The sequence below is a fragment of the Paracoccus sp. Arc7-R13 genome (assembly GCF_004010775.1).
In the GTDB taxonomy this organism is placed as follows: domain Bacteria; phylum Pseudomonadota; class Alphaproteobacteria; order Rhodobacterales; family Rhodobacteraceae; genus Paracoccus; species Paracoccus marcusii.
The window spans coordinates 3,052,358-3,078,221 of record NZ_CP034810.1 but is presented as its reverse complement, the minus strand read 5'-3'; the positions used below and the strand labels follow the sequence as shown (position 1 = coordinate 3,078,221).

Here is a 25,864-nt window from a genome sequence, read left to right as displayed (position 1 = left end):
CGGACGCTTTTGCGGCTAGAAGCGGCGCGACCGTATCCACCGCACAAGGGGCAGTTCATGTCGAAGATCAAGGTTGCCAATCCCGTCGTCGAGCTGGACGGGGACGAGATGACGCGGATCATCTGGGACTTCATCAAGCAAAAGCTGATCCTGCCCTATCTGGACATCGACCTGAAATATTATGACCTGGGCATCGAGGAGCGCGACCGCACCAACGACCAGATCACCATCGACGCGGCCGAGGCGATCAAGCGCCACGGGGTCGGCGTGAAATGCGCGACCATCACCCCCGACGAGGCGCGGGCCGAGGAATTCGGCCTGAAGAAGATGTGGCGCAGCCCCAATGGCACGATCCGCAACATCCTGGGCGGCGTGATCTTCCGCGAACCAATCATCTGCAAGAACGTGCCGCGGCTGGTGCCGGGCTGGACGCAGCCGATCATCGTCGGCCGCCACGCCTTCGGCGACCAGTACAAGGCCACCGATTTCCGTTTTCCGGGCAAGGGCAAGCTGACCATCAAGTTCGTCGGCGAGAACGGCGAGACGATCGAGCACGAGGTCTATGACGCCCCCGCCGCCGGGGTCGCAATGGCCATGTACAATCTGGACGATTCGATCCGCGATTTCGCCCGTGCCTCGCTGAACTATGGCCTGGCGCGCGGCTATCCGGTCTATCTGTCAACCAAGAACACGATCCTCAAGGCCTATGACGGCCGCTTCAAGGACCTGTTCCAGGAGGTCTACGAGGCCGAGTTCCAGGACCGGTTCAAGAAGGCCGGCATCCATTACGAACACCGCCTGATCGACGACATGGTCGCAAGCGCGATGAAATGGTCGGGCGGCTATGTGTGGGCCTGCAAGAACTATGATGGCGACGTGCAGTCGGACACCGTCGCGCAGGGCTTTGGCAGCCTTGGCCTGATGACCTCGGTCCTGATGACCCCGGACGGCAAGATCGTCGAATCCGAGGCCGCCCATGGCACCGTCACCCGCCACTATCGCGAACACCAGAAGGGCAATGCGACCTCGACCAACTCGATCGCGTCGATCTTTGCCTGGACCGGCGGCCTCAAGCACCGCGCCAAGCTGGACGACAACGCCGCCCTGCTGACCTTTGCGCAGACGCTGGAGAAGGTGACCGTCCAGGCGGTCGAGGACGGCCACATGACCAAGGACCTGGCGCTGCTGGTGGGTCCCGACCAGAAATGGCTGACCACGATGGGCTATCTGGAAAAGGTCGACCAGTACCTGAACAAGGCGCTGAACTGATCACGAAGGCCGGGCAATCGCCCGGCCTTCTGCTTTCCGAGGGCGCAGGATGCATTTCTCCGTTGTTCAAATACCCCCGGGGGGATCGCCGCAAGGCGATGGGGGGCTGGCCCCCCTTTCTTTGGAACCCGGCCTGCGCTAAGGGCAGGGCGTCCCAAGCAGGAGTCCCGCGATGAAAGCCGCCGTCGTCACCTTTCCCGGATCGAATTGCGACCGCGACCTTGCCGTCGCGCTGGAACAGGCGGGGGCCGAGGTGGTGCGCGTCTGGCACAAAGACAGCCAGCTGCCCGACGGGATCGACCTGGTCGGCGTGCCGGGCGGGTTCTCCTATGGCGACTATCTGCGCTGCGGGGCGATCGCCGCGCATTCCCCCATCGCCGACGCGCTGCGGGCCCATGCGGCGCGGGGCGGCTATGTGCTGGGGATCTGCAACGGCTTGCAGGTGCTGACAGAACTGGGCCTGCTGCCCGGCGCGCTGATGCGCAACACCGGGCTGACTTTCCTGTGCAAGCCGTCGGTCCTGACCGTGGGCACCGCGGACAGCGCCTTCACCGGCGGTTACGCCAAGGGCCAGCGGATCTGCATTCCGGTGGCCCATCACGACGGCAACTATCAGATCGGCACCGAAGGCTTGGCGCAGCTGCGCGATCAGGACCGCATCGCCTTCACCTATGCCCCGGCGATCAACGGGTCTGTCGGCGACATCGCGGGCGTGCTGTCGGAAAACCGGCGCGTCCTGGGCATGATGCCGCATCCCGAACGCGCCGCCGACCCGGTCACGGGCGGCACCGACGGGGCGGCGCTGTTCACGGGGCTGGCCACGGCGCTGACGCACGCCTGACTTGAGCCGGACCGTTCTTCGCCATAGATTGCGTCAGCCGATCTTGTGGGACGGGTCCGTGCGTGGTCACTGAGGATCATATCGAAGACAGCGCCGAACGCAGGCGCGGCAGGGTCGGCCAGCCGGTCAACCCCTGGTGGCTGCGTGCGACGATCGCACTGATCTGCCTGGCAGCGCTGGGCACGATCTGGGTCACCAACGCATGGCTGACCGACCGCTTCTCCGAGAACACGCGCGTGCGGTCCGAACTGCGTCTGGCGCTGTATTCGGGCAACCTGATGTCGGAACTGCAGCGCAATTCGGTCGTGCCCTTGCTGCTGGCGCGTGACCCGGCGCTGATCGGGGCGCTGAACGGCAACGATTTTTCCACCACCTCGGCGCGGCTGATGACCGCGCAGAAGGAGATCGGCGCGGCCTCGATCCGCCTGTTGGACGCATCGGGGCGGGTCGTGGGGGCCACCGACCGCTATCAGATCGGCACGAACAGCGTCGCGGCCCCGCAATATGTCGAGGCGCTGCGGTCGCGCGACACGGTCTTCACCGTGTCCGAACTGGCATCGGGCGCCCATGAGTTCGCCTATTCCCGCGCCGTGGTGTCCGAGGGGCGGACGCTGGGTGTGATCGTCGTGGGGGCCGACCTGACCCGGCTGGAGCGGTCCTGGGCGGGCATTTCCGATGCCGTGGCCGTCACCGACAGCGAGGGTGTGATCATCCTGTCGACCGAGCCGCGCTGGCGTGGCCTGACCGTCGCCGAGGCGCAGGCGGTGCGCGATGCGCCCTCTGCGATCCGGCGGGCGTTCCAGGTGACGGCGGACTGGACCTCCAGCCCCGCCGACGCCTATGTCCAGGGCCGCGCGGTGATGCAGTCCGAGGCGCGGGTGCCGTTCCGCGGCTGGCGGATGATCAGTTTCACCGCCTATTCGTCCGTGCGCGAGCGCGTCAACGCCATTCTGGCGCTGCAGATCATGGGTTTTGCCATCCTGCTGGCGGGGGCGTTCTGGATGCTGTCGCGGCGCGCGCGCATCCAGAGCCAGGCCTATATGCGCGAATCGGCCGACCTGCGCGCCCTGAACGCCCGCCTGACCCGAGAGATCGCGGAACGCGAGCGCGTGCAGAAGGAGCTGCGCGTGGCCGAGCAGACCATGCAGCAATCCTCCAAGCTGGCCGCCCTGGGAGAGATGTCGGCCGGCGTCAGCCACGAGCTGAACCAGCCCTTGGCCGCGATGAAAACCTATCTGGCGGGGGCGCGGCTGCTGCTGCAGCGCGGCCGCCCCGAGGAGGCGCTGTCCAGTTTCCAGCGCATCGACGACCTGATCGACCGGATGGGCGCGATCACCCGGCAGCTGAAGTCCTATGCCCGCAAGGGCGGCGAGGCGGTCGAGCCGGTCGATCTGCGCGCCGCGGTCAGCAGCGCGCTGACCATGATGGAGCCCCAGCTGCGCACCCGGCCCATCCGCATCATCCGCATCGTGCCGCGCGAACGGGTGATGGTCATGGCCGATCGCATCCGGCTGGAACAGGTGCTGATCAACCTGCTGCGCAACGCGGTCGACGCGGTCAAGGGCCGCCCCGACGCCGCGATCGAGATCACGGTCGAGGCCGCGGCTCACGCCTATGTGTCCGTCCGCGATAACGGGCCGGGTGTCTCGGACCTGGAAAAGCTGTTTGAACCCTTCTGGACCACCAAGAAGCCCGGCGAGGGGACCGGGCTGGGGCTGGCGATCTCGTCCACGATCGTCGCCGATTTCGGGGGTCGCCTGACCGCCCATAACGAAAACACCGGCGGAGCGGTGTTCCGGGTCGAGCTGCCGCTGCACCGCCCCGGACAGCCCCGTCAGGCCCTGGCGGCCGAATGACGCAACACGAGAGGATGACAAGAATGTCCCGCAAGCTGAAGATCGCCATCGTGGATGACGAACCCGACATGCGCGAATCGATCAGCCAGTGGCTGGTCCTGTCGGGCTTCGAGACCGAAACCTTTGCCAGCGCCGAGGACGCGCTGAAGGTCATCGGGTCCGACTGGCCCGGCATCGTCGTCAGCGACATCCGCATGCCCGGCATGGACGGCATGGCCTTTCTGAAACGCCTGATGGGCCTGGATTCGAACCTGCCCGTCATCATGATTACCGGCCATGGCGACGTGCCCATGGCGGTCGAGGCGATGCGCCTTGGCGCGATGGATTTTATGGAGAAGCCCTTCAACCCCGACCGCATGACCCAGCTGGCCAAGAAGGCCACGCAGGCCCGGCGCATGACCCTGGACAACCGCGCCCTGCGCCGCGACCTGTCCGAAGGCCAGCAGGTCATGTCCAAGCTGATCGGCGCCAGCCCGGTGATGGAGCGCCTGCGCGAGGACATCCTGGACCTGGGCCAGGCCGACGGCCACGTGTTGATCGACGGCGAGACCGGCACCGGCAAGACGCTGGTGGCGCATGCCCTGCACGCGGTCGGGCCGCGCGCGTCCAAGAAGTTCGTGCCGGTCAGCTGCGCGGCCTATAACGACGAGGCCCTGGCATCGCGCCTGTTCGGCCCCATCGAGGACGGGCTGCCCGCCGTCGAGGAGGCCCGCGCCGGCACGCTGTGCCTGGAGGATGTCGAGGCCCTGTCCGAGGCAATGCAGGCCCGCCTGCTGGCGTTTATCAGCGAGCAGGGCACACCTGCCGAGACGCGCATCATCGCGATCAGCAACGCCCGTGGCGAGGGCCGAAAGGCCGAGGATTCGCTGCGTCCCGACCTGTTCTATCGCTTGTCGGCGCTGAAGATCACCCTGCCGCCGCTGCGTGCGCGGGGCGAGGACATCCTGGCGCTGTTCACCCGCATGACCGAGCAGTTCAGCGAGGAATACGGCTGCGAGCCGCCCCAGGTCAGCGCGCAGGAGGCCGCCCAGCTGCTGCAGGCGCCCTGGCCGGGCAACATCCGCCAGCTGATCAACGTGGCCGAACGCGCGGTCTTGCAGAACCGCCGCGGATCGGGGTCGATCGCATCGCTGCTGATGGCGGATGGCGAGGACAACCAGCAGGCCACCACCACCGAGGGCAAGCCGCTGAAGGAATATGTCGAGAGCTTCGAGAAGATGCTGATCGACAACACCATGCGCCGCCACAAGGGCAGCATTTCCGGGGTGATGGACGAGCTGTGCCTGCCGCGCCGGACGCTGAACGAAAAGATGGCCAAGTACGGCCTGCAGCGCGGCGACTATCTGTAAGGGACCATTGGGGGCGGCGCGACCTGCCGCCCCCAACTGTCCGGGTCCCGCCGTCCGAATAAACACGCGATGGTCACAGCAACACACTGGACCGCAGGAACCGTCTTCAGAAAACTTGTGACACGACCCCGCACCTGCGGGACGCTGGTGAAAGCGGGGCGAAAGCCCCGTACCGGTTTTGGGTGAACATCACCCGACCGTGGTTCAACCATAGCTTGCGACCCGTCGGTTTCCAACTGTCCATTTGGACAGGAAGATCAAGCATCCCCCTGTAAAATAACCGTTTATCTGCATTTCCTGCAATTTGTCGGCTAGGCGACAGTTCGGCGCGCCCGGGGTCGCGGGACTTGCGAAAGATGCCTGTGGGGATTACGCCGCAGGGGACCACGGAAAGGCAGCCCGCATGAGCGTTTCGTCCGACGACAAGTTCACCCCCCGCACCCCCCATCCCCGGACCCAGGCCGTCCATCACGGCACCCGGCGCAGCCAGTATGGCGAGATGGCCGAGGCGATCTTCCTGACCCAGGGCTTCGTCTATCCCGACGCCGCCTCGGCCGAGGCGCGGTTCCAGGGCACCGGCCCGGACGAGTTCATCTATGCCCGTTACGGCAACCCCACCAGCCGCATGTTCGAGGACCGCATCGCCGCGCTGGAGGGGACCGAGGACGCCTTTGCCACCGCCAGCGGCATGGCCGCCGTCAACGGCGCGATGTTCGCGATGTGCAAGCCGGGCGATCACGTCGTCGCGGCGCGGGCGCTGTTCGGGTCCTGCCTGTACGTGCTGGATCTGCTGGTGCGGTTCGGGGTCAAGGTCAGCTATGTCGACGGCACCGATCTGGACCAATGGGCCGAGGCGATCACGCCCGGCACGCGGGCGGTGTTCTTCGAAAGCGTGTCGAACCCCACGCTGGAGGTGATCGACATCCGGGCCGTCGCGGACCTTGCCCATGCGGCGGGCGCGACGGTGGTGGTCGACAACGTGTTCGCGACCCCGGTCTTTTCCCGCGCGGTCGAGCAGGGGGCCGATGTGGTCGTCTATTCCGCGACCAAGCATATCGATGGCGGCGGGCGGGCGCTGGCCGGGGTGATCTGCGGCACGCGTCAGTTCGTGCGCGAGGTGGCCGAGCCCTATCTGAAGCATACCGGCGGCGCGATCAGCCCGTTCCATTCCTGGATCATGCTGAACGGGCTTCAGACCATGGACCTGCGCGTGCGCGCCCAGGCCGAGGCCGCCGCGGGCATCGCCGCCGCGCTGCACGGCCATCCGGCGCTGAGCCGCGTGATCTATCCGGGCCTGGCCGATCATCCGCAGCACGACCTGGCCATGCGGCAGATGGGGTCGGGCGGCACGATGATCGCGATGGAACTGGCGGGCGGCAAGGAGGCGGCATTCGCCGCGCTGGATCGTCTGCGGATCATCGCGATCTCGAACAACCTGGGCGATGCGAAATCCATCGTGACCCATCCGGCCACCACCACCCATTCGCGCCTGACCGACGAGGACAAGGCGCGCCTTGGCATCACGCCGGGCCTGTTGCGCCTGTCGGTGGGGTTGGAGGACGCGCGCGACCTGACCGCCGATCTGATGGACGCGCTGCAGGGCTGAGCCGGGCTGCGTCATCGTGGCGTGGCGCATCTGCGGGGGCGGGCTGACATTTGTTGTGCCGCCCCCTATATCTGTGGCGATCACGCCGGAGGCACCATGACCGAGATCCGCCCCCTGACCCCCGCCTATCCCGCGCTGGCGCGCAGCTATGACGCGGAGTTCCGCGTCGACCCCGCCTACAAGGACAGCCTGCCGGACCTGCAGAACGGGCCTGCCAGCCTGATCGTGGGCGCGCGCACCGCGATCCAGCATGTGGGCATCTCGAACTTTCGGCTGCCGATCCGCTATCTGGTGCGCGACGGCGGAGAGATCACGCTGGAGACCAGCGTGACCGGCACCGTCAGTCTGGAGGCCGACCGCAAGGGCATCAACATGTCGCGGATCATGCGGTCATTCTATGGCCATGCCGATCATGCGTTCAGCCTGTCGGTGCTGGAGGCGGCGCTGGACGACTACAAGACCGACCTGGACGCGCTGGATGCGCGGATTCAGATGCGGTTTTCGTACCCGGTGCGGGTGGACAGCCTGCGGTCGGGCCTCTCGGGCTGGCAATATTACGACATCGCGCTGGAGGTGATCGACGTGGCCGGCGCGCGGTTGCGGGTCATGCATGTCGATTACATCTATTCGTCGACCTGCCCCTGTTCGCTGGAACTGTCCGAGCATGCCCGACAGACGCGCGGGCGGCTGGCCACCCCGCATTCGCAGCGGTCGGTCGCGCGGATATCGCTGGTGATGGACGGCCCCGAGCGGATCTGGTTCGAGGATGTCATCGCGCTGTGCCGCGCCGCGGTGCCGACCGAGACGCAGGTCATGGTCAAGCGCGAGGACGAGCAGGCCTTTGCCGAGCTGAACGCGGCGAACCCGATCTTTGTCGAGGATGCGGTGCGGGCCTTTGCGGGCCAGCTGATCGCCGATCCGCGGGTAGGCGATTTTCGTGTCGTGGCCAGCCACCAGGAATCGCTGCATTCGCATGATGCGGTCAGCCTGCTGACCAGCGGGCCGACCTTTGCCCAAGCATCGCTGGACCCCGCGACTTTTGCAGGGTTGCGCGCCTGATCTGCGTCCCGCGGTGGCCGGGGGAGCTGCGCGCCCCCCGGACCCCCTGCTGATGGGGCGCACCATTTCGGCACGGATGAGAACATAGGGCGAACGTCGGGCTTTCCTTGGCGCGCGGCGATGCCTATGTTGGCGGAATGGAGCATTTCGACGATTCCGATGATCTGGCGGCGGTGCCGCTGTCGCAGCGCGCGATGGCCGCGCGGCCCGCGCCGTATCTTGACGGGCTGAACGCCGCACAGCGCGCCGCTGTCGAAGCGCTGGACGGGCCTGTCCTGATGCTGGCGGGGGCCGGCACGGGCAAGACCCGTGCGCTGACCACGCGAACCGCGCATCTGCTGATGCTGGGCAAGGCGCGGCCCGGGCAGCTGCTGGCCGTGACCTTCACCAACAAGGCCGCGCGCGAGATGAAGGACCGGATCGGCCGCCTGCTGGGCGATGCGGTGGAGGGGATGCCTTGGCTGGGCACCTTCCACAGCATCAGCGTCAAGATCCTGCGCCGCCATGCCGAGCTGATCGGGCACGGCAACCTGCACCTGAAGCCCAGTTTCACTATTCTGGACACGGACGATCAGATCCGCCTGCTGAAGCAGCTGATCGCGGCCGAGAACATCGACGAGAAGCGTTGGCCCGCACGGCAGCTGGCGCATCTGATCGATGGGTGGAAGAACCGCTGCATCACGCCCGGCAACCTGCCCCGGGGCGAGGGTGAGGCGTTTGACGGGCATGGCGGCAAGCTGTACGCGGCCTATCAGGACCGGCTGCTGACGCTGAACGCGGTCGATTTCGGCGACCTGCTGATGCATTGCGTGACGCTGTTCCAGGCGCATCCAGACGTGCTGCGCCAATGGCAGGACCGGTTCCGCTATATCCTGGTGGACGAGTATCAGGACACCAACGTCGCGCAGTACATGTGGCTGCGGCTGTTGGCGCAGGCGCATCGCAACATCTGCTGCGTGGGCGACGACGACCAGTCGATCTATGGCTGGCGCGGGGCCGAGGTTGGCAACATCCTGCGGTTTGAGAAGGACTTTCCGGGCGCCGAGGTGATCCGGCTGGAGCAGAATTACCGGTCCACCCCGCAGATCCTGGCGGCGGCGTCCGGCCTGATCGCGGCGAACCAGGGGCGGTTGGGCAAGACGCTGTGGACGGATGCCGAACCGGGCGAACCGGTGCGCCTGATCGGGCATTGGGACAGCGAGGCCGAGGCCCGCTGGATCGGCGAGGAGATCGAGGCGTTCCAGGGCGGCCATCGACAGGCCCTGGGCCGCGTCAGCCTGAACGACATGGCGATCCTTGTGCGCGCGTCGCACCAGATGCGGGCCTTCGAGGACCGGTTCATGACCATCGGGTTGCCTTACCGCGTGATCGGCGGCCCGCGGTTCTATGAGCGGCAGGAAATCCGCGACGCGATGGCCTATTTCCGGCTGGTCGTCAGCCCGGACGACGATCTGGCCTTCGAGCGGATCGTGAACACGCCCAAGCGGGGCCTTGGCGACAAGGCGCTGCAGACGGTCCAGCATGCGGCGCGCCAGAACGGCGTGAACCTGCTGGAGGGCGCGCGCATCGTGGTCGAGGACAAGCAGCTGGGCGGCAAGGGGCTGGCCAACCTGCGCGATTTCGTAGGCCTGATCGGGCGGTCGCATATGGCGGTGCGCGACGGTGTCGGCCATGTGGAGCTGGCCGAGCGGGTGCTGGACGAATCGGGCTATACCGCGATGTGGCAGAACGACAAGTCGCCCGACGCGCCGGGGCGTCTGGACAACCTCAAGGAACTGGTCAAGGCGCTGGAGGAGTTCGAGAACCTGCAGGGGTTCCTGGAGCACGTGTCGCTGGTCATGGACCGCGACAATGCCGACGACGACGAACAGGTCAGCATCATGACCCTGCACGGCGCCAAGGGGCTGGAGTTTCCGGTCGTCTTTCTGCCCGGATGGGAGGACGGCCTGTTCCCCAACCAGCGCGCCATGGACGAGCAGGGCACCAAGGGCCTGGAGGAGGAGCGGCGGCTGGCATATGTCGGCATCACGCGGGCCGAACGGCTGGCCACGATCACCTTCGCGGGCAACCGGCGCCTGTACGGCCAGTGGCAGAGCGCCCTGCCGTCACGCTTCATCGACGAGCTGCCCGAGGAGCATGTCGAGGTGCTGACCCCGCCGGGCCTGTATGGCGGCGGCTATGGTGCGGCGATGGCGATGGCGGGCGGCACGCGGATGGACGAACGGGTGGCCAAGGCCGATGTCTATGCCTCTCCGGGATGGAAGCGGATGCAGGCGCGGGCCGCCGATCGCGGCCAGCCGGTGCATCGCACCCCCGTCACGATCAACGCGGCGCCCGCGTCGCGATTCAGCGTGGGCGACCGCGTGACCCACGCCAAGTTCGGCGAGGGTCTGGTCATGGGGATCGCCGAGGACACGCTGACCGTTCAGTTCGAGGCCGGGTTCAAAAACATCAAGGCGGCCTATGTTCAACTGGCAAGCGGGGGCGACGACGTCCCCTTCTGACGGCGGGATAGGCGGGGCTGTCCCGCGCGGGTCAGGGCTTGGGCATAGGCCGCGTCGACATCCGTGCCCGGATGGTTTTCTGCCAGGCGCAACAGGCGGAAATGGATGTCTGCGACCCGTTCGTAGTAATCCAGGAAGGCATAGTTGATCGCGGCCCCCGTCGCCGCGCCCAGGACCGGAACGGCCTGCGCGCCCAGCTTGGTCGTCAGGCGGGTCGCGAACTGACCGGCAAAGCGGGTGATAAGCGTCGACACGGTCTGCCCATTGGTCAGCAGGCGGTTCGCCAGGAACGATTGCGCGGCCGCGTCTCCCTCTTGTCCCGGCTCGCCGTACTGGAACACCGCCAGGCATTCCAGCCGCACCCGCGGATCGGTGGTGTCAAAGCCATGCTTGCGCGCGACCTTCTGGATGGAATTGAAGATGACCGTGGTCGAGGCCACCAGGTCCGGCACGATGCCCGCCAGCCCGAACCATCCGCCCGTGGCCCCCGACATCACCGCCGCCGCCCTGTTGGCGACCAGCGGCGCGTCACGCACCACGCTGATCCCGTCACCGCGCGCAGACAGGTCGTACAGTTGGCGGAACGCGCTTTCCATGACCTTTTCCAGCGACAGGGGCGACAGGCCCAAGACCGTGGTGGCCGCGCCTTCGGTCAGCCGGCCCACCGCCTCGACCCCGCGCATCAGCAGGCCGCGACCGGCCAGCTGGCGGGCGGCCAGGCGGTCCAGTTCGGCCTGCAGGTCGGCGGTCGGATCGGTCAGCGCGGTCGAGGTCATGGTGATGCTCCTGGTCAGTCGGCCCATTCGGGGTCGGTGGTAAAAGCGATGGTCAGCCAGCGGTTCGTGATGTCGCCGCCGATGGCGTCGCCGATCTGGTCGCGGATGGCGTCCCATTCCTCCAGCGGGCGGGGGGGCTGGCCCTGGGGGACGATGAAGTACAGCTCTATCTGGCGGCCACGGCCGACGCGGGCGACATAGGCGCGGTGGTCCAGGAATCCGTGCCGGGCCACCACGTCGCGGGCCACGCGGTCGACCTGCGCCATCATGTCCGGCGGCGTGATCAGCAGGATGTCGGCCAGTGCCCTGCGGATGGTCGGCACCGGCAGCGGGATCACGATCACGCAGACCAGCGCCAGCACGGCCGGATCGACATAGGGCGACAGGGGCGCCAGCGCCGTTCCCTGGATCGCCCAGCCAAAGACGAAGGCCGCCAGCAGCGCCCCCGTCAGCGCCGCCGAGATGGTCCAGCCCTGCACGTCCAGCGCCACGAAGTTGGACCGGATCGACAGGTTGGCGTGACGGTTGTGGATCGCCATGCCCACCGCCACGATCACCACGACGACCGCATAGACGATGGCCCGCCCGAAATCGAGTTCGCGCCCCCCGGCCAGCAGGCTGCCCACCGCGGTGACCAGCGCATAGATCGCCGCCCCCGACAGCAGGACGCCGTTCAGGCCCAGGACCATCGGCTCCAGGTGCCAGAACCCCATCGTGAAGCGCTGGACCAGCCGCGCCTGGCGGCGTTCCGACAGGCGTTGCGTGATCAGCGACGACACCAGCAGCGCGACCGACGTCATCACCGCATCCGTCAGCGAATAGATGCCGTCGAAGATGATCGACGCCGACCCCGACGCCACGCCGAAACCGATCCCCACCGCCGCCACGACGAAGGTCATGGCGATCGACAGGCGCAGGACGGCTTGTTCGGACATCGGGCGGGTCATGGGGGTCCTTTCGGCCGCCGAACGCCGCACGCGTTCAAAGGGTTGCACGCTGCGCCGCCGTGACGCGACGCGACATCTGGCCCCTGCCGCGCGGGGCGTGCTAACGTGGTCGCCAATGATGACGGGGGCTTTGCGGTGGCGGTGATCCGGCTGTGGCTGTTCGTGCTGGCGGCGCAGGTGGTGTTCTATGTGCTGCTGCGCATGCATATCCGGTCCGGACAGGTCGAACGCCTTGAGAACCGGTGGGATGCCCGCCATCCCGACCAGGCCGGGAACACCGCCGCACGGCGCGCGTTCATCGCCAAGGCGATGGTCGGGTTCAACCGAACCCTGCGGGCGCGGCTGGCCGGCTTGGTCTTCGTGTTGCCCACGCTGGCCGTTGTGGTCATCGTCATCCTGGTCAACTGGCAATAGGAGCTGCCATGTCTTATGTGCGCGTCGTCGCAGGCGTCCTGTTCGGCATCCTGGTCTTTGGCCTGCTGGATTACACCCTGCCGTCCCAGAACACGCTGCGGATCAGCAACACCTACAACCGCCTGACGGAGATCCCGCCCTCGGCCGCGATCTTCTGGGCATCCGACAGCACCGGCACGGTCGAGAACGCCCAGGGCCAGCGCGACGTGCGCTTCATCGACGCGGTGCGGCCCGGCGGGCGCGTCTTCGTCTATCGCAACGAGGATACGGGCTGGGTCTGGCCGCCCTATTTCAAGTATGACAGCGCGAACCTGCAGGCCGAGGCCACGAACCTGCAGTCCTCGGCGCGTGATCCGATCTGGGTCAGCGTGACCGCCTATGGCTGGCGTCTGCCGTGGATGTCGACCTATCCCAATGCGATTTCCATCAACACCGTGGCGGGCCCCGACGACCGCCCGACCAACTGGGCCGCGCTGATCGTATGTGGCGTGCTGCTGGCCTTGCTGACGCTGGTCTGGCGCATGTGGGCGCAGTTCCGTCAGCGCAGCGCAAGGAGACCGGCATGACCAACCCCGGAACCGACCTCCACCCCGACTGGTTCGAGGGCATCCGCATCAACACCCCGGCGGTCGAACGCCGCGCCGCGACGTTACCCGCGCGCCGCAGCCTGAAGAAGGATCACCAGACCGCGTGGCTTTTGAACGCGGTGCGCTGCATCGACCTGACCACGCTGGCGGGCGATGACACGCCCGACCGGGTCGCCCGTCTGTGCGCCAAGGCGCGCCAGCCGATCGCCGCCGATCTGCTGGAGGCCGTGGGCGTGACCGGGCTGACCACCGGCGCGGTCTGCGTCTATCCGACGATGGTCGCGCCCGCCAAGCGCGCCCTGGGCAACAGCGGCATCCCCGTCGCCAGCGTGGCGACTGGCTTTCCCGCAGGCCTGATGCCCCTGGACCTGCGCCTGGCCGAGATCCGCTATGCCGTGGATCAGGGCGCCGATGAGATCGACATCGTCATTACCCGCGCCCATGTGCTGCAGGGCAACTGGGCGGCGCTGTATGACGAATTGCGCGCCATGCGCGAGGCCTGCGGGGCCGCGCGGATGAAGGCGATCCTGGCCACCGGCGATCTGAAGTCGCTGGAGAATGTCGCCAAGGCCAGCCATGTGGCGATGCACGCCGGGTCGGACTGGATCAAGACCTCGACCGGCAAGGAGGGCGTGAACGCGACCCTGCCGGTCAGCTTGGTCATGGTTCGCACCATCCGCGACTTTCATGCCCGCACCGGCATCAAAGTCGGGTTCAAGCCCGCGGGCGGCCTGCGCACCGCCAAGGACGCGATCAGCTGGCAGGTGCTGATGGCCGAGGAGCTGGGCCGCGACTGGCTGGCCCCGGACCTGTTCCGCATCGGCGCCTCCAGCCTGCTGGGCGATATCGAGCGCCAGATCAGCCACCATGTGACGGGCCGCTACGCCGCCGCCCACCGCCAAGCGATTGCCTGAGGATCCGATGACCAAAGTGAGCGAGATCATGCAGACGATGGAATACGGCCCCTCGACCGAGGACGCGTCCGCGGCCCGCGACTGGCTGGCCCGGCGCGGGACGTTCGGCCATTTCATCAACGGCAGCTTCACCAAGCCGGGCGACACCTTCGAGACCCGCGACCCCGCCACCGGCGAGGTTCTGGCCCGCGTGACGCAGGGAACGGCGGACGACGTCGCGACGGCGGTCAAGGCCGCGCGCCGCGCGCAGAAGGGCTGGGCCGCGCTGACCGGCACCGAACGGGCGCGGCATCTCTATGCGCTGGCCCGCCATGTGCAGAAGCGCGAGCGCTTCCTGTCGGTCCTGGAGACGCTGGACAGCGGCAAGCCGATCCGCGAGGCGCGCGACATCGACATCCCGCTGGTCGCGCGGCATCTCTATCACCACGCGGGTTGGGCCGAACTGCGCGACACGCGGTTCCCGGGCCATGCGCCCCTGGGCGTCTGCGGCCAGATCATTCCGTGGAACTTTCCGCTGCTGATGCTGGCTTGGAAGGTGGCGCCCGCGCTGGCCGCGGGCAACACGGTCGTGCTGAAGCCCGCCGAATACACCCCCCTGACCGCCCTGGCCTTTGCCGAGATCTGCCAGGAGGTCGGCCTGCCCGCGGGCGTCGTGAACATCGTGACCGGCGACGGCGCGACGGGCGCGGCCCTGGTCGCGGCGGACGTGGACAAGATCGCCTTCACCGGCTCGACCGAGGTCGGGCGCGGCATCGCCACCGCCCTGGCCGGGACCGGGCGCAAGCTGACGCTGGAACTGGGCGGCAAGTCACCCTTCGTGGTGATGGAGGATGCCGACCTGGACGCCGCCGTGGAGGGCGTGGTGGACAGCATCTGGTTCAACCAGGGCCAGGTCTGCTGCGCGGGCTCGCGCATCTTGGTGGCGGAATCCGTCGCGGAGCGGTTCGAAACGCTGCTGTCGGCCCGCATGGCGCGGCTGCGCGTGGGCGCGCCCTTGGACAAGTCCACCGATATCGGCGCCATCGTCGATCCGGTGCAGAAGGACCGCATCCTGTCGATCTGCCGTGCCGCGACCGATGCCGGGGCGGAACTGGTCGGCGGGCAGGCGCAGGAGGGCTGCTTCATCGCACCCGGATACCTGAAGAACATCGCCCCCGCCAATCCCGGCATGGAGCAGGAGATCTTCGGCCCCATCGCCACGCTGTCGACCTTCCGCACCGCGGATGAGGCGGTCGAGCTGGCCAACAACACCCGCTATGGCCTGGCCGGATCGGTCTGGTCGGAAAGCGCGACGGTCGCCACCGACATCGCCGCGCGGATCAAGGCCGGGGTGATCTGGATCAACGGCGCTAACATGTTCGACGCCGCGGCCCCCTTCGGCGGCTATCGCGAAAGCGGCTATGGCCGCGAGGGCGGGGCCGCGGGGATGCGCGACTATCTGGCCGAACCTGCGGTGAAACCGGCGCGTGAGATTGCGTTGAAACCGGTCGTCGCGGTAACGGACGGGGCCGCGCCGCAGCAGGGCATCGACCGCACGGCCAAGCTCTATTACGGCGGCGTGCAGAAGCGGCCGGATGGCGGCGCGATGTATGCGGTGCCGGGCGGGCTGGCCCCCCTGGGCAGCCGCAAGGATATCCGGAACGCCGTCGAGGCGGCGACCAAGGCCGGCAAATGGGCCGCGGCGGGCGGTCATGCCCGCGCGCAGGTCCTCTATTACATCGCCGAGAACCTGTCGGCGCGGGCCGCGGAATTCGCCGCCCGCACCAGCCGGGCCGAGGTCGATGCCGCCATCGCGCGCGCCTTCCATTATGCGGCCTGGGCCGACAAGTTCGACGGCGCCACCGTGCAGGCCAAGCCCGGCCATCTGGTCAACGTGATCCCCGAACCGATGGGCGTCATCGGCATCGCCTGTCCGAATGCGCAGCCGCTGGCGGGGTTCCTGTCGCTGGTGCTGCCCGCCATCGCCATGGGCAACGCGGTCGTGGCGATCCCCGCGCAGGACGATCCGCTGGCGGTGACGGACCTCTATCAGGTGTTCGACACGTCGGACCTGCCTGCGGGCGTGGTCAATATCGTGACCGGGGTCACCGCCGATCTGGCCGTGCCCTTGGCTGCCCATGAGGAGGTCGCGGGCTTCTGGCACGCGGGACCCGCGGCAGGGCTGGCGGCGGTGGACCGGGCGGCGGCGGGGAACCTGAAGCCGGTCTGGGCCGTGCCCGCCCGCGACTGGACCGGTGGTCACGCGCAGGGCGAGACCTTCCTGCATCACGCGACGCGGTCCAAGACGATCTGGCTGCCCTATGGCGCCCTGCCTGCGGGCAGCGGCAGCGCGGCCTATTGAAACGAAGAAGGGGGGGCCGCTTGGCCCCCCTTTACCGTCAGCGCCCCCGGATGCGGGGGTCCATGGCGTCGCGCAGCCCGTCGCCGATATAGTTCACGCACAGCACCGTCAGCGAGATCAGCAAGCCGGGAAAGATCACCCGCCACGGATACAGCACCATCTGGTCCACGGCGTCGAACAGCAGCCGTCCCCAGGTCGGGAAGTCGGGCGGAAAGCCCAAGCCCAGGAAGGACAGCGCGCTTTCGGTGATGATCGCGGTGGCAATGCCCAGGGTCGCGGCCACCATGATCGGCGACAGCACGTTGGGCAGGATGTGGCGCGTGATCATCCGGTGCGACGGCGTGCCGATGGACCGCGCGGCCAGGATGAACTCGCGTTCCTTCAGGCCCAGCACCTCGCCGCGCACGATGCGGGCGGCCTGCATCCAGCTGGTCGCGCCGATGGCGGTCACGATCAGGAAGAAGATGCCAAGCGCCGGGCCGAAGGTCTGCGACAGCGGCTCGCGGAACAGCGTCACCATCAGCAGCAGCAAAGGCAGCAGCGGCAGCGCCAGGAACAGCTCTGTCAGGCGCATCAGCGGCGCATCCAGCCGGCGGAAGTAGCCCGACATCACGCCGATCAGGCTGCCCAGGAAGATCGCGATGATCATCGCGGTCAGGCCGACGGCGATGGACACCTGGCCGCCCGCCATCAGGCGCGCCAGCAGGTCGCGGCCCAGCTGGTCGGTGCCCAGGGGATGGGCCGCGGAGAAGCCCGAGTTGCGGGCGCGGATGTCCACATAGGTCGGGTCGATCGTCCAGATCAGCGGTCCGACGGACACGAACAGGATGATCGCCACGAACAGCACCAGCGCCACCATCGCGCCGCGGTGGCTGCGGAACTGGCGCCAGACGTCGGACCACTGGCTGCGGGTCTCGACCGCGCCCTGGGGGGGCACGACCGGGGGGCTGGCGGCGGCGGGGACGGCGGCGTTGCCTGCGGCGGCGCGCAGGTCGTCGGGGGATTTGGGGTCAGTCATAGCGGATCCTCGGGTCCAGCACCCCATAGAGGATGTCTGCGATCAGGGTGAAGACGACGATCAGGATGGCAAAGATGAAGGTCAGCGTCAGGACCATCGGGATGTCGTTGCCGTGGATCGAGGTGATCAGCAGCTGTCCCAGCCCGTTCACCTTGAACACCTGTTCGGTGATGATGGCGCCGCCGAACACCGCCGGCAGGCCAAGCGCGATCACGGTCACGACCGGGATCAGGCTGTTGCGCAAGACGTGCTTCAACACGACGACGCGTTCGGACAGGCCCTTGGCTCGGGCGGTGCGGACATAGTCCTGGCCCAGGTTGTCCAGCATGGACGAGCGCATGAAGCGGCTGATCTGCGCCGCGTTGTAAAGCGCCAGCACCGTCACGGGCATCACCATCTGGCGGGCCTGCTGCTTGAAGCTGGCCCAGTCGTCGACCTGCAGCGTGGTGTCATAGACCGACGGGAACCACTGCAGGTTCACCGCGAAGATGATGATCAGCACGACGCCGGTGAAGAAGGTGGGCATCGAGAACCCGATCATCGACACGAAGGTGCCGATCTGGTCGAACCAGCTGTACTGCTTGTAGGCCGAGATGATCCCGATGGGGATCGCGATGAGGATGCCCACCAGATAGGACATTCCGACCACGGTCAGGGTCTGCGGCACGCGCTGGGCGATCACGTCGAAGACGGGGCTGCGCGACTGGAAGCTGATGATGCGCTGGGCGCCGTCGCTGAAGTTCGTGCCGAACCACTGGTCGGTCCAGTACAGCGGCTCGACCCAGAAGAACTGCTTCAGCCACAGCAGGTAGCGGACCGGCCAGGGCTCGCCCAGGCCCAGGGCCGCACGCATGCGTTCGCGGACCTCCGGGGGCACGGTCAGGGGCACGTCGCCCAAGGGGTCGCCGGGCGAGGCTTCCAGCAACAGGAAGATCACCAGCGAGATGAACAGCAATGTCGGAATGGCCAGCAGCAGCCGGCGGATGGTGAAACTCAGCATGGTGCCTCGATCCGGTGGTTTCTGGGCATCTGTGTCCCCCCGTCACGGTCCCGCGCGCCCGCGGGCCCCTGAGAGAGGGGCGCCGCCCCGGCGCAGGGCCAGGGCGGCAGGATGCATTACTGTTCGACGCGGGTCCAGTCCGCGACGTTCCAGATCTCGCTGTCCCAGGCGTTCAGCTGCACGCCGCCAAGCGTGTTCGAATGCGCCGAGGCCGTGCCGCGATAGACCAGCGGGATGATCGCGTTGCTGTCCTTGGTCAGCATGTCGTTCATCGTCCGGCCCATGGCGGCGCGTTCGTCGGCGTCGACGATGCCTTCGATCTCGTCGACCATGCGGTCGTATTCCGGGTCGCAGAAGCGGCTGATGTTCTCGCCCTGCCACTGGTTGGCGGGCGAGGGCGCCTTGTCGCAGGTCCACTTGGACAGGTAGGGCGCCGGGTTGTTGCCGTCGAAGTTGTCGGCATACATCTCGACGTCGGCATAGAACTTCTGCAGCGTGTCGGGCGAGCCCGCATCCGAGCCGAAGAACACCGACGCGTCGACCGTCTTCAGTTCGGTCTGGACGCCGATTTCCGACCACCACTGCTTGATCAGCGCCTGGAAGTCCTGGCGGACCGCATTGACCGAGGTCTGGAAGACCATGTTCAGCTGCACGCCGTCCTTCTCACGCACGCCGTTGCCGCCCATCGTCCAGCCTGCCTCGTCCAGCAGGGCGTTCGCACCGGCGATGTCCTGGGTCAGGCATTCGGTGTTGTCGGACGCCCAGGCCTCGGGGGCGGGGACATAGTTGCAGGTCGGCTGGCCCGACGTGCCATAGCCGATCTCGACCAGCAGGGCGCGGTCGATGGCCATGGACAGCGCCTTGCGCACCGCCGGGTCCGACAGGAACGGATGCGGATGCGCGGCGGTCGAACGCTCGCCCTCGGGCAGCGACGATGACGGGTCGGTCAGGTTGACGTGGATGCGTTCCACCAGCGTGCCGAAGGCGGCCGAGACCTTGCCGCGGCCCGCGGCCTCCATGCCGGCGATGACGTCGGGGGCCAGCTGGGTGTTCCAGGCATAGTCGAACTCGCCGGTCTCCATGACCGACCGCGCGGCGCCGGCCGCGTCGCCGCCACCCTTGACCAGCACGGTCGCGAAGGCGGGCTTGGCCGCGTCGCGGTATTCCGGGTTCGCTTCCAGGCTGATCGTGTCGTTGGTCAGGAACTGGGTGACGCGGAACGGGCCGGTGCCGATCGGGCCAAAATTCTGGTCGGTGCAGGTCGGCGCGTTCACGCCCTTGCAGGCCTCGAACTGGGCCTTCTGCAGGATCGGCGACTGCGATCCGACAAAGGCCGAGAACGGGTCGGCGCGCGGTGAATCGAAGGTGACCTTGACGGTCTGCGGATCGACCGCCTCGACCGCGGTGATGCCCTCGAACTTGGCCAGCTGCGCGCAGCCACCCTCGGGGTCCATGCAGTATTCGGCGGTGAAGACGACGTCATCGGCGGTCAGCGGCGTGCCGTCCGACCATTTCACGTCGTCGCGCAACGTCCAGGTGACCGAGGTCAGGTCCTCGGCGATGCCGCCGTTCTCCAGCGACGGGATTTCCGTCACCAGGCGGGGATAGATCTGACCTTCGGTGTCATAGCCCGCCAGCGGTTCCAGGACCAGGCTGCCGGCGATGACCTCTTTGGTGCCGCCCGACAGATAGGGGTGCATCAGGGTCGGGGCCTGCCACATGATGATGTTCAGCTGGCCGTCGCTGCCGCGTTCCGCGAAAGCGGCAGGGGCCATCGCCAGCGTGGCGGCGGCGCCCATCAGACCGGTTCTCAGTTTCATTACACTCTCCTGTTGGGTGTTGCGGCCCGCGGGGGGTTCCACGCCACCTTCAGCCATTCGGGGGCTGATCGTCTTGTCGCGTCCCCGATTGTCCGGGTGGTTGTTCGTGTTGTCATCGTCCCTGCGGAATGCGCGCATCATCAAACGAAGCCTCTGCGAAAGGCAAGACCCATCGCACATGCGTTTGGGCTTTGACTTTCCCCGGGCAATGGCTAGCCTGCTGGCTTGATCTTTCCCGGGGGCCCCAGATGCTTGACGACAAACCTCTTGTTTCCATTGAGAAACTGCGGGTCGAATTCGAAACCAACGATGGGGTCGTGGTCGGCGTCAAGGATGTCAGCTTCAACATCAAGCCGGGCGAATGCGTCTGCGTGGTGGGCGAATCCGGGTCGGGAAAATCGGTCAGCTCGTTGTCGCTGATGCGGCTGGTGGAATTCGGCGGGGGCACCATCGCGGGCGGCCAGCTGATGTTCGAACAGGATGACGGCAAGGTCGTCGACCTGGCCCGCCAGAACAGCGCCGCGATGCGCGACATCCGCGGCAACCAGATCGGCATGATCTTCCAGGAGCCGATGACCGCGCTGAACCCGGTCTTCACCGTCGGCGACCAGCTGGTCGAGGGGTTGATCACCCATCGCGGCCTGAAGAAGGCCGAGGCCCGCGCCCGCGCGCTGGAGATCCTGCGCCAGGTCCGCATTCCCGAACCCGAACGCCGGCTGGACCAGTATCCGCACGAACTGTCGGGCGGCATGCGCCAGCGCGTCGTGATCGCCATCGCCATGGCCTGCGAGCCGCGCCTGCTGATCTGCGACGAACCCACGACCGCGCTGGACGTGACGATCCAGGCGGAGATCCTGGCGCTGATCGACCGGCTGAAGCGGGAAAAGCAGATTGCCGTCCTTTTCATCACCCATGATATGGCCGTGGTCGCCCAGATGGCCGACCGCGTGGTGGTCATGTATCGCGGCGAGAAGGTCGAGGAAGGCCCGGTCGAGCAGATCTTCGAGAATCCTCAGCGGGATTACACCAAGATGCTGCTGGCCGCCGTCCCGCGCCTAGGCGAGATGACCGGCAAGGCCGCCCCCGAACGCCTGCGCCTGATGAGCGACGGATCGACCGGCGCCCCCGAACCCATCGTCGTCGCCAACCCCACGCCGCTGCTGACGGTCAAGAACCTGACCACGCGGTTCAAGGTCAAGGGCGGCCTGCTGCGCCGCACCGTCGCGCGGGTGCACGCGGTCGAGGATGTCAGCTTTACCATCAACGCCGGCGAGACGCTGTCGCTGGTGGGGGAATCCGGCTGCGGCAAGTCCACCTGCGGGCGGTCGATCCTGCGCCTGGTCGAGCCCGAATCGGGCACGGTCGACCTGGGTGGCACCGACATCATCGGCCTGTCGGCGAACGCGCTGCGCAAGTCGCGCCGCGACATGCAGATGATCTTTCAGGACCCGTTCGCCAGCTTGGACCCGCACATGAAGCTCTACGACCAGGTCGCAGAGCCGATGGAGAACTATGGCATCGGCAGCAAGTCCGAACGCCAGGACCGCATCGCGGCCCTGTTCGACCGGGTGGAACTGCCGCGCAGCTTCATGCGCCGCTATCCGCACGAGATGTCGGGCGGCCAGCGCCAGCGCATCGCCATTGCCCGCGCCCTGGCGCTGAACCCCAAGCTGATCATCGCGGACGAGGCCGTGTCGGCGCTGGACGTGTCGGTCCAGGCGCAGGTGCTGAACCTGCTGATGGAGCTGCAGCAGGACCTGGGCATATCGATGCTGTTCATCAGCCATGACATGGCCGTCGTCGAACGCGTCAGCCACCATGTGGGCGTGATGTATCTGGGCCGCATCGTCGAGATGGGCACCCGCGCGCAGGTCTTCGAGAACCCCCAGCACAGCTATACCCGCCAGCTGATGTCGGCAGTGCCCGTGGCCGACCCGCGCCAGAAGAAGATTACCGAGGATCTGAGCTTCAAGCCCATCCCGTCGCCCATGCACCCGGTCGATTATGTGGCCAAGCCGTCCGTCTACCGAGAGGTCGCGCCGGGGCACCGCGTGCTGGTCGATCCGGTCACCCACGGCTGATCGTTTTTCGGGCAGGGCGTGGCGGGGTGCCCCTGGCCCCTCTTGCAGATCGTGCAGGAAATCGCCACCCTGCGTCCGAAGGAGACAACCATGCCCGTCAAGAACCGCTTTGCCGAACTGCTGCCCGAAATCACCGCCTGGCGCCGCGATTTCCACGAACATCCCGAACTGCTGTACGACGTCCACCGCACCGCGGGCCGCGTGGCCGACCTGCTGCGCGAATTCGGCTGTGACGAGGTCACCGAGGGCGTGGGCCGCACCGGCGTCGTCGGCGTCATCAAGGGCCGGACCGACAGCAAGGGCCGCGTCGTGGGCCTGCGCGCCGACATGGACGCGCTGCCGATCATCGAGCAGACGGGCGTGGAATATGCGTCAAAGACGCCGGGCAAGATGCATGCATGCGGCCATGACGGCCACACCGCCATGCTGCTGGGTGCGGCCAAGTATCTGGCCGAGACGCGCAATTTCGACGGCACCGCCATCGTGATCTTCCAGCCCGCGGAAGAAGGCGGTGCCGGGGGCGAGGCGATGGTCCTGGACGGTCTGGTCGACCGCTGGAAGATCGACGAGTTCTACGGCATGCACAACATGCCCGGCATGCCGGTGGGCCAGTTCTCGATCCGGCCCGGCGCGATGATGGCGGCGGCCGATCAGTTCGACATCACCGTGACCGGCAAGGGCGGCCATGCCGCAAAGCCGCATGAATGCATCGACACCACCCTGACCGCCGCGCAGATCGTCGTGGCGCTGCAGTCGGTCGTGGCGCGCAACATCGACCCGCTGAAGAACGCGGTGATCTCGGTCTGCGTGGTGTCGACGGATTCGACGGCGCATAACGTGATCCCGCAGGTCGTCCAGCTGAAGGGCACCGCCCGCAGCCTGGCACCCGAGGTCCGCGACCAGCTGGAGGAGGGGATCAAGCGCGTCGCCACCAACATCGCCGCCGCGATGGGCGCACGCGCCGATGTCGATTACCAGCGTGGCTATCCGGTCACCATGAACGACCCGCAGGCGACGGAATGGGCCGCCGACGTGGCCCGCGACATCTCGGGCGGGGTGAACATGGACATGCAGCCGATGATGGGCGGCGAGGATTTCAGCTATATGCTGAACGAACGTCCGGGCGCCTATATCTGGGTCGGCAACGGCGACACGGCGATGGTCCATCACCCGGCCTACAACTTCAACGACGATGCGATCCCGGCGGGCTCCAGCTGGTATGCAGGCATGGTCGAGGCGCGGCTGCCGGCGGCCTGATCCGGGCCGCCTGATGTCGCGGGCGGCCCCCCGCCGTCGCAAACGTGATTGCCCTTCGCGGGCAATGCGTTGAAATGCCGGTGGCGTTCGCGCCATCGGCAAAACGGGGACCCCATATGAAGACCTTCACCCTGCGCGTGACCTGCGCCTCGACCCGCGGCATCGTCGCGGCGATTTCCGGCGCGCTGGCGGATGCGGACTGCAACATCACCGACAGCGCCCAGTTCGACGACGTCGAGACGGGTCGGTTCTTCATGCGGGTCAGCTTCCGCTCCGAAGGGGCCGCGACGCTGGAGAGCCTGCGCGCGATGTTCGCGCCCATCGCCACGCGGTTCGGCATGGAGGTCGAGGTCACCGACGATGCCGTCAAGAAAAAGGTGCTGATCATGGTCAGCCGGTTCGGGCACTGCCTGAACGACCTTCTGTACCGCTGGCGCATCGGTGCCCTGCCGATCGAGATCGTTGGCGTCGTGTCGAACCACCACGAATACCAGAAGGTCGTCGTGAACCACGACATCCCCTTCCACATGATCCGCGTCACGCCCGAGAACAAGGCCGAGGCCGAGGCCCGTCAGATGGAGATCATCGACCAGACCGGAGCCGAACTGATCGTGCTGGCGCGCTATATGCAGGTGCTGTCGGACCGGATGTGCCAGCAGATGTCGGGTCGGATCATCAACATCCACCATTCCTTCCTGCCCAGCTTCAAGGGGGCGAACCCCTACAAGCAGGCCTATGAGCGGGGCGTCAAGCTGATCGGCGCGACCAGCCATTACGTCACCGCCGACCTGGACGAAGGCCCGATCATCGAACAGGACACGGTCCGCGTGACCCATGCCCAGTCCCCCGGCGACTATGTCTCCCTTGGCCGCGACGTCGAGGCGCAGGTGCTGGCCCGCGCGGTCCATGCCCATATCCACGGCCGGGTCTTCCTGAACGCTGCCAAGACGGTGGTCTTCCCGCCGTCGCCCGGCAGCTATGCCAGCGAGCGGATGGGTTAACGCACCGCCTCGAACTCGGCCGCATCGGCGTCGCGCTGATCCTGGACGGCCTGGTTTGCACTGTCGCGCGCGGCCTCCAGCGTGCTGCGGATTTCTGCCGCGCGGGCGTCATGGGCGTCATGCGCGGCCGTCAGCGCGGCGCGCAGCGCGGCCTGCTGGTCGGGGGTCAGATCCTGGTCGCGTGACCAGGCACGCACCCGGTTGCTCTCGCGCAGCGAACGACCGCCGATGCAGTTGTCCAGCCGCAGCAGCGCACCTCCGGCGGCGTTGGAATTGCGCAGCTGGGTCATCGACGCCTGGTTGTTGGTTCTCAGCATCTCAAAGCTGTTGGCGTTCCAGCGACGCCTTTCCTCGATCTCGCGCGCCAGCTCGTTTTGCGTGGTGATGGGGGTGAACAGGCCGCCCCCGGCCTGGGCCACGGCCTCCAGCTGGGCGCGTTCGTCGGCGGGCAGGTCCAGCCCCAGGATGTTGACGACGGCGCGGATGTCGCCGTCATGCAGGGCGCGGGCCTGTTCCACCGGATCGCCGCCGCAGGTCTCCTCTCCGTCCGACACGACATAGACGACCTGTTCGCCCGCCGTGTCTGACGGCGCCAGCTGCGTCCCGGCGGCAGCCAGCGCATCCGCCAAGGGCGTCCAGCCCGCCGGTTCCAGCGCCTGCGCCGCGGCCTTCAGCGCCGTGGTATCGTCGGTGGCGGGCACCAGGGTCTCGACTCCCGCACAGCTTTCGGCGCGACCGGCATCATCGTTCGTGCCCCGATGGCCAAAGGCCACCAGGCTGGCGGTCACGTCATCAGGCAGGTCGTCCAACAGGGCATCGACCGCCTGCCGTGCCGCCGCCATCTTGGTGTCGCTGCCAAGCGCACCCGCCATCGACCCGGATGCGTCGAAGGCCACCACAAGTCGCCGCAGGGGCACCGGGGCGTCCGTCGCACCACGGAAATCGGCATCGCGCTGGTCGTCGCGCATCTGTGGCATGTCGGTGAAGCAGGCGTCGATATCCTCGCCCCGGTCCTGCAGGAAGCGCGCCAGCAGCGCGTCGGCGTCCTGGGCCAGGGCAGGGGCGGTGGACAGCAGCAGGGCGATCAGGGCAAACAGGCGCATCAGGCGGCCTCCGGTATCGGTTGCGCACAGTATCGCCGGGGTCGCGGCCGGATGTCATCACCGCGGCCAGGCCTGCGCGGGATGTCGCCGGAACGACGAACGCCCCGGCCGTTTCGGACCG

General features: G+C 67.3%; 20 protein-coding genes. 14 read left to right on the top strand and 6 right to left on the bottom strand.

Features of this window, described 5'->3' with window-relative positions:
* The first annotated feature begins 57 nt into the window (after positions 1-57).
* From EOJ32_RS15265 to EOJ32_RS15235, 7 genes are all read left to right on the top strand, one after another.
* A complete protein-coding gene (locus EOJ32_RS15265; protein ID WP_127899123.1) occupies positions 58-1,269 on the top strand; it encodes an NADP-dependent isocitrate dehydrogenase in 1,212 nt (403 codons plus the stop codon).
* A 172-nt stretch (positions 1,270-1,441) separates the two neighbouring features.
* On the top strand, positions 1,442-2,110 hold the full coding sequence (gene purQ, locus EOJ32_RS15260; protein ID WP_127899122.1) for a phosphoribosylformylglycinamidine synthase subunit PurQ: 669 nt from the start codon (positions 1,442-1,444) through the stop codon (positions 2,108-2,110).
* A gap of 140 nt (positions 2,111-2,250) precedes the next feature.
* On the top strand, positions 2,251-3,966 hold the full coding sequence (locus tag EOJ32_RS15255; RefSeq protein ID WP_127899423.1) for an ATP-binding protein: 1,716 nt from the start codon (positions 2,251-2,253) through the stop codon (positions 3,964-3,966).
* A 23-nt stretch (positions 3,967-3,989) separates the two neighbouring features.
* The gene (locus EOJ32_RS15250; RefSeq protein ID WP_127899121.1) at positions 3,990-5,315 is read left to right on the top strand and encodes a sigma-54 dependent transcriptional regulator; all 1,326 of its coding nucleotides are present in this window, start codon (positions 3,990-3,992) and stop codon (positions 5,313-5,315) included.
* 403 nt (positions 5,316-5,718) lie between these two features.
* Positions 5,719-6,921: an O-succinylhomoserine sulfhydrylase gene (gene metZ / locus EOJ32_RS15245; RefSeq protein ID WP_127899120.1), complete on the top strand. Its 1,203-nt coding sequence runs from the start codon at positions 5,719-5,721 to the stop codon at positions 6,919-6,921.
* Between the two features lie 96 nt (positions 6,922-7,017).
* Positions 7,018-7,980, top strand: a complete 963-nt coding sequence (folE2, locus tag EOJ32_RS15240) for a GTP cyclohydrolase FolE2 (protein WP_045981439.1) — start codon at positions 7,018-7,020, stop codon at positions 7,978-7,980.
* Positions 7,981-8,117: 137 nt separating this feature from the next.
* Positions 8,118-10,484 (top strand): ATP-dependent helicase, encoded by a 2,367-nt coding sequence (locus tag EOJ32_RS15235; RefSeq protein ID WP_127899119.1) that lies wholly within the window; start codon positions 8,118-8,120, stop codon positions 10,482-10,484.
* Here the strand turns inward: EOJ32_RS15235 and EOJ32_RS15230 are convergent.
* Both EOJ32_RS15230 and EOJ32_RS15225 read right to left on the bottom strand, forming a co-directional pair.
* Positions 10,448-11,260: an EcsC family protein gene (locus EOJ32_RS15230; RefSeq protein WP_164871453.1), complete on the bottom strand. Its 813-nt coding sequence runs from the start codon at positions 11,258-11,260 to the stop codon at positions 10,448-10,450. The genes EOJ32_RS15235 and EOJ32_RS15230 overlap by 37 nt on opposite strands.
* A 14-nt stretch (positions 11,261-11,274) precedes the next feature.
* On the bottom strand, positions 11,275-12,207 hold the full coding sequence (locus tag EOJ32_RS15225) for a cation diffusion facilitator family transporter (RefSeq protein WP_205963157.1): 933 nt from the start codon (positions 12,205-12,207) through the stop codon (positions 11,275-11,277).
* Between the two features lie 105 nt (positions 12,208-12,312).
* Between EOJ32_RS15225 and EOJ32_RS15220 the strand changes: the two genes are divergently transcribed.
* Genes EOJ32_RS15220 through EOJ32_RS15205 form a run of 4 tightly spaced genes read left to right on the top strand, consistent with a single transcriptional unit; the run spans position 12,313 to position 16,463 of the window.
* Positions 12,313-12,621, top strand: a complete 309-nt coding sequence (locus EOJ32_RS15220; RefSeq protein WP_052714614.1) for a hypothetical protein — start codon at positions 12,313-12,315, stop codon at positions 12,619-12,621.
* Positions 12,622-12,629: 8 nt separating this feature from the next.
* On the top strand, positions 12,630-13,187 hold the full coding sequence (locus EOJ32_RS15215; protein ID WP_127899117.1) for a DUF1523 family protein: 558 nt from the start codon (positions 12,630-12,632) through the stop codon (positions 13,185-13,187).
* Positions 13,184-14,122 carry a deoxyribose-phosphate aldolase gene (gene deoC, locus EOJ32_RS15210; protein ID WP_127899116.1) on the top strand — a complete coding sequence of 313 codons (939 nt, stop codon included), beginning with the start codon at positions 13,184-13,186 and terminating at the stop codon, positions 14,120-14,122. Before EOJ32_RS15215 ends, deoC begins: the two co-directional genes overlap by 4 nt.
* Positions 14,123-14,129: 7 nt before the next feature.
* Positions 14,130-16,463: an aldehyde dehydrogenase family protein gene (locus tag EOJ32_RS15205; protein ID WP_127899115.1), complete on the top strand. Its 2,334-nt coding sequence runs from the start codon at positions 14,130-14,132 to the stop codon at positions 16,461-16,463.
* A gap of 37 nt (positions 16,464-16,500) precedes the next feature.
* Here EOJ32_RS15205 and EOJ32_RS15200 read toward each other — a convergent pair whose 3' ends face one another.
* The 3 genes from EOJ32_RS15200 to EOJ32_RS15190 form a co-directional block, all read right to left on the bottom strand.
* Positions 16,501-17,481 carry an ABC transporter permease gene (locus EOJ32_RS15200; protein WP_045981443.1) on the bottom strand — a complete coding sequence of 327 codons (981 nt, stop codon included), beginning with the start codon at positions 17,479-17,481 and terminating at the stop codon, positions 16,501-16,503.
* Positions 17,474-18,481 (bottom strand): ABC transporter permease, encoded by a 1,008-nt coding sequence (locus EOJ32_RS15195; RefSeq protein WP_045981444.1) that lies wholly within the window; start codon positions 18,479-18,481, stop codon positions 17,474-17,476. Before EOJ32_RS15195 ends, EOJ32_RS15200 begins: the two co-directional genes overlap by 8 nt.
* 116 nt (positions 18,482-18,597) lie before the next feature.
* Positions 18,598-20,301, bottom strand: coding sequence for a peptide ABC transporter substrate-binding protein (locus tag EOJ32_RS15190; RefSeq protein ID WP_127899114.1), 1,704 nt, complete (start codon positions 20,299-20,301; stop codon positions 18,598-18,600).
* A 248-nt stretch (positions 20,302-20,549) separates the two neighbouring features.
* On the opposite strand from EOJ32_RS15190, the gene EOJ32_RS15185 reads away from it, so the two are divergent.
* The 3 genes from EOJ32_RS15185 (at position 20,550) to purU (ending at position 24,640) form a co-directional block, all read left to right on the top strand.
* On the top strand, positions 20,550-22,382 hold the full coding sequence (locus tag EOJ32_RS15185) for an ABC transporter ATP-binding protein (protein WP_127899113.1): 1,833 nt from the start codon (positions 20,550-20,552) through the stop codon (positions 22,380-22,382).
* Between the two features lie 90 nt (positions 22,383-22,472).
* Positions 22,473-23,639, top strand: a complete 1,167-nt coding sequence (locus EOJ32_RS15180; protein WP_045981468.1) for a M20 aminoacylase family protein — start codon at positions 22,473-22,475, stop codon at positions 23,637-23,639.
* Between the two features lie 116 nt (positions 23,640-23,755).
* Positions 23,756-24,640 carry a formyltetrahydrofolate deformylase gene (purU, locus tag EOJ32_RS15175; RefSeq protein WP_127899112.1) on the top strand — a complete coding sequence of 295 codons (885 nt, stop codon included), beginning with the start codon at positions 23,756-23,758 and terminating at the stop codon, positions 24,638-24,640.
* Here the strand turns inward: purU and EOJ32_RS15170 are convergent.
* On the bottom strand, positions 24,637-25,743 hold the full coding sequence (locus EOJ32_RS15170) for a VWA domain-containing protein (protein ID WP_127899111.1): 1,107 nt from the start codon (positions 25,741-25,743) through the stop codon (positions 24,637-24,639). The two genes, purU and EOJ32_RS15170, sit on opposite strands and share 4 nt — an antisense overlap.
* Between the last annotated feature and the right edge of the window lie 121 nt (positions 25,744-25,864).

Bases quoted from the DNA above. Each gene is read 5' to 3' on its own strand.
- EOJ32_RS15265 (WP_127899123.1), top strand. From the start codon at position 58: ATGTCGAAGATCAAGGTTGCCAATCCCGTCGTCGAGCTGGACGGGGAC.
- purQ (WP_127899122.1), top strand. From the start codon at position 1,442: ATGAAAGCCGCCGTCGTCACCTTTCCCGGATCGAATTGCGACCGCGAC.
- EOJ32_RS15250 (WP_127899121.1), top strand. From the start codon at position 3,990: ATGTCCCGCAAGCTGAAGATCGCCATCGTGGATGACGAACCCGACATG.
- metZ (WP_127899120.1), top strand. From the start codon at position 5,719: ATGAGCGTTTCGTCCGACGACAAGTTCACCCCCCGCACCCCCCATCCC.
- folE2 (WP_045981439.1), top strand. From the start codon at position 7,018: ATGACCGAGATCCGCCCCCTGACCCCCGCCTATCCCGCGCTGGCGCGC.
- EOJ32_RS15235 (WP_127899119.1), top strand. From the start codon at position 8,118: ATGGAGCATTTCGACGATTCCGATGATCTGGCGGCGGTGCCGCTGTCG.
- EOJ32_RS15230 (WP_164871453.1), bottom strand. From the start codon at position 11,260: ATGACCTCGACCGCGCTGACCGATCCGACCGCCGACCTGCAGGCCGAA.
- EOJ32_RS15225 (WP_205963157.1), bottom strand. From the start codon at position 12,207: ATGACCCGCCCGATGTCCGAACAAGCCGTCCTGCGCCTGTCGATCGCC.
- EOJ32_RS15215 (WP_127899117.1), top strand. From the start codon at position 12,630: ATGTCTTATGTGCGCGTCGTCGCAGGCGTCCTGTTCGGCATCCTGGTC.
- deoC (WP_127899116.1), top strand. From the start codon at position 13,184: ATGACCAACCCCGGAACCGACCTCCACCCCGACTGGTTCGAGGGCATC.
- EOJ32_RS15205 (WP_127899115.1), top strand. From the start codon at position 14,130: ATGACCAAAGTGAGCGAGATCATGCAGACGATGGAATACGGCCCCTCG.
- EOJ32_RS15200 (WP_045981443.1), bottom strand. From the start codon at position 17,481: ATGACTGACCCCAAATCCCCCGACGACCTGCGCGCCGCCGCAGGCAAC.
- EOJ32_RS15195 (WP_045981444.1), bottom strand. From the start codon at position 18,481: ATGCTGAGTTTCACCATCCGCCGGCTGCTGCTGGCCATTCCGACATTG.
- EOJ32_RS15190 (WP_127899114.1), bottom strand. From the start codon at position 20,301: ATGAAACTGAGAACCGGTCTGATGGGCGCCGCCGCCACGCTGGCGATG.
- EOJ32_RS15185 (WP_127899113.1), top strand. From the start codon at position 20,550: ATGCTTGACGACAAACCTCTTGTTTCCATTGAGAAACTGCGGGTCGAA.
- EOJ32_RS15180 (WP_045981468.1), top strand. From the start codon at position 22,473: ATGCCCGTCAAGAACCGCTTTGCCGAACTGCTGCCCGAAATCACCGCC.
- purU (WP_127899112.1), top strand. From the start codon at position 23,756: ATGAAGACCTTCACCCTGCGCGTGACCTGCGCCTCGACCCGCGGCATC.
- EOJ32_RS15170 (WP_127899111.1), bottom strand. From the start codon at position 25,743: ATGCGCCTGTTTGCCCTGATCGCCCTGCTGCTGTCCACCGCCCCTGCC.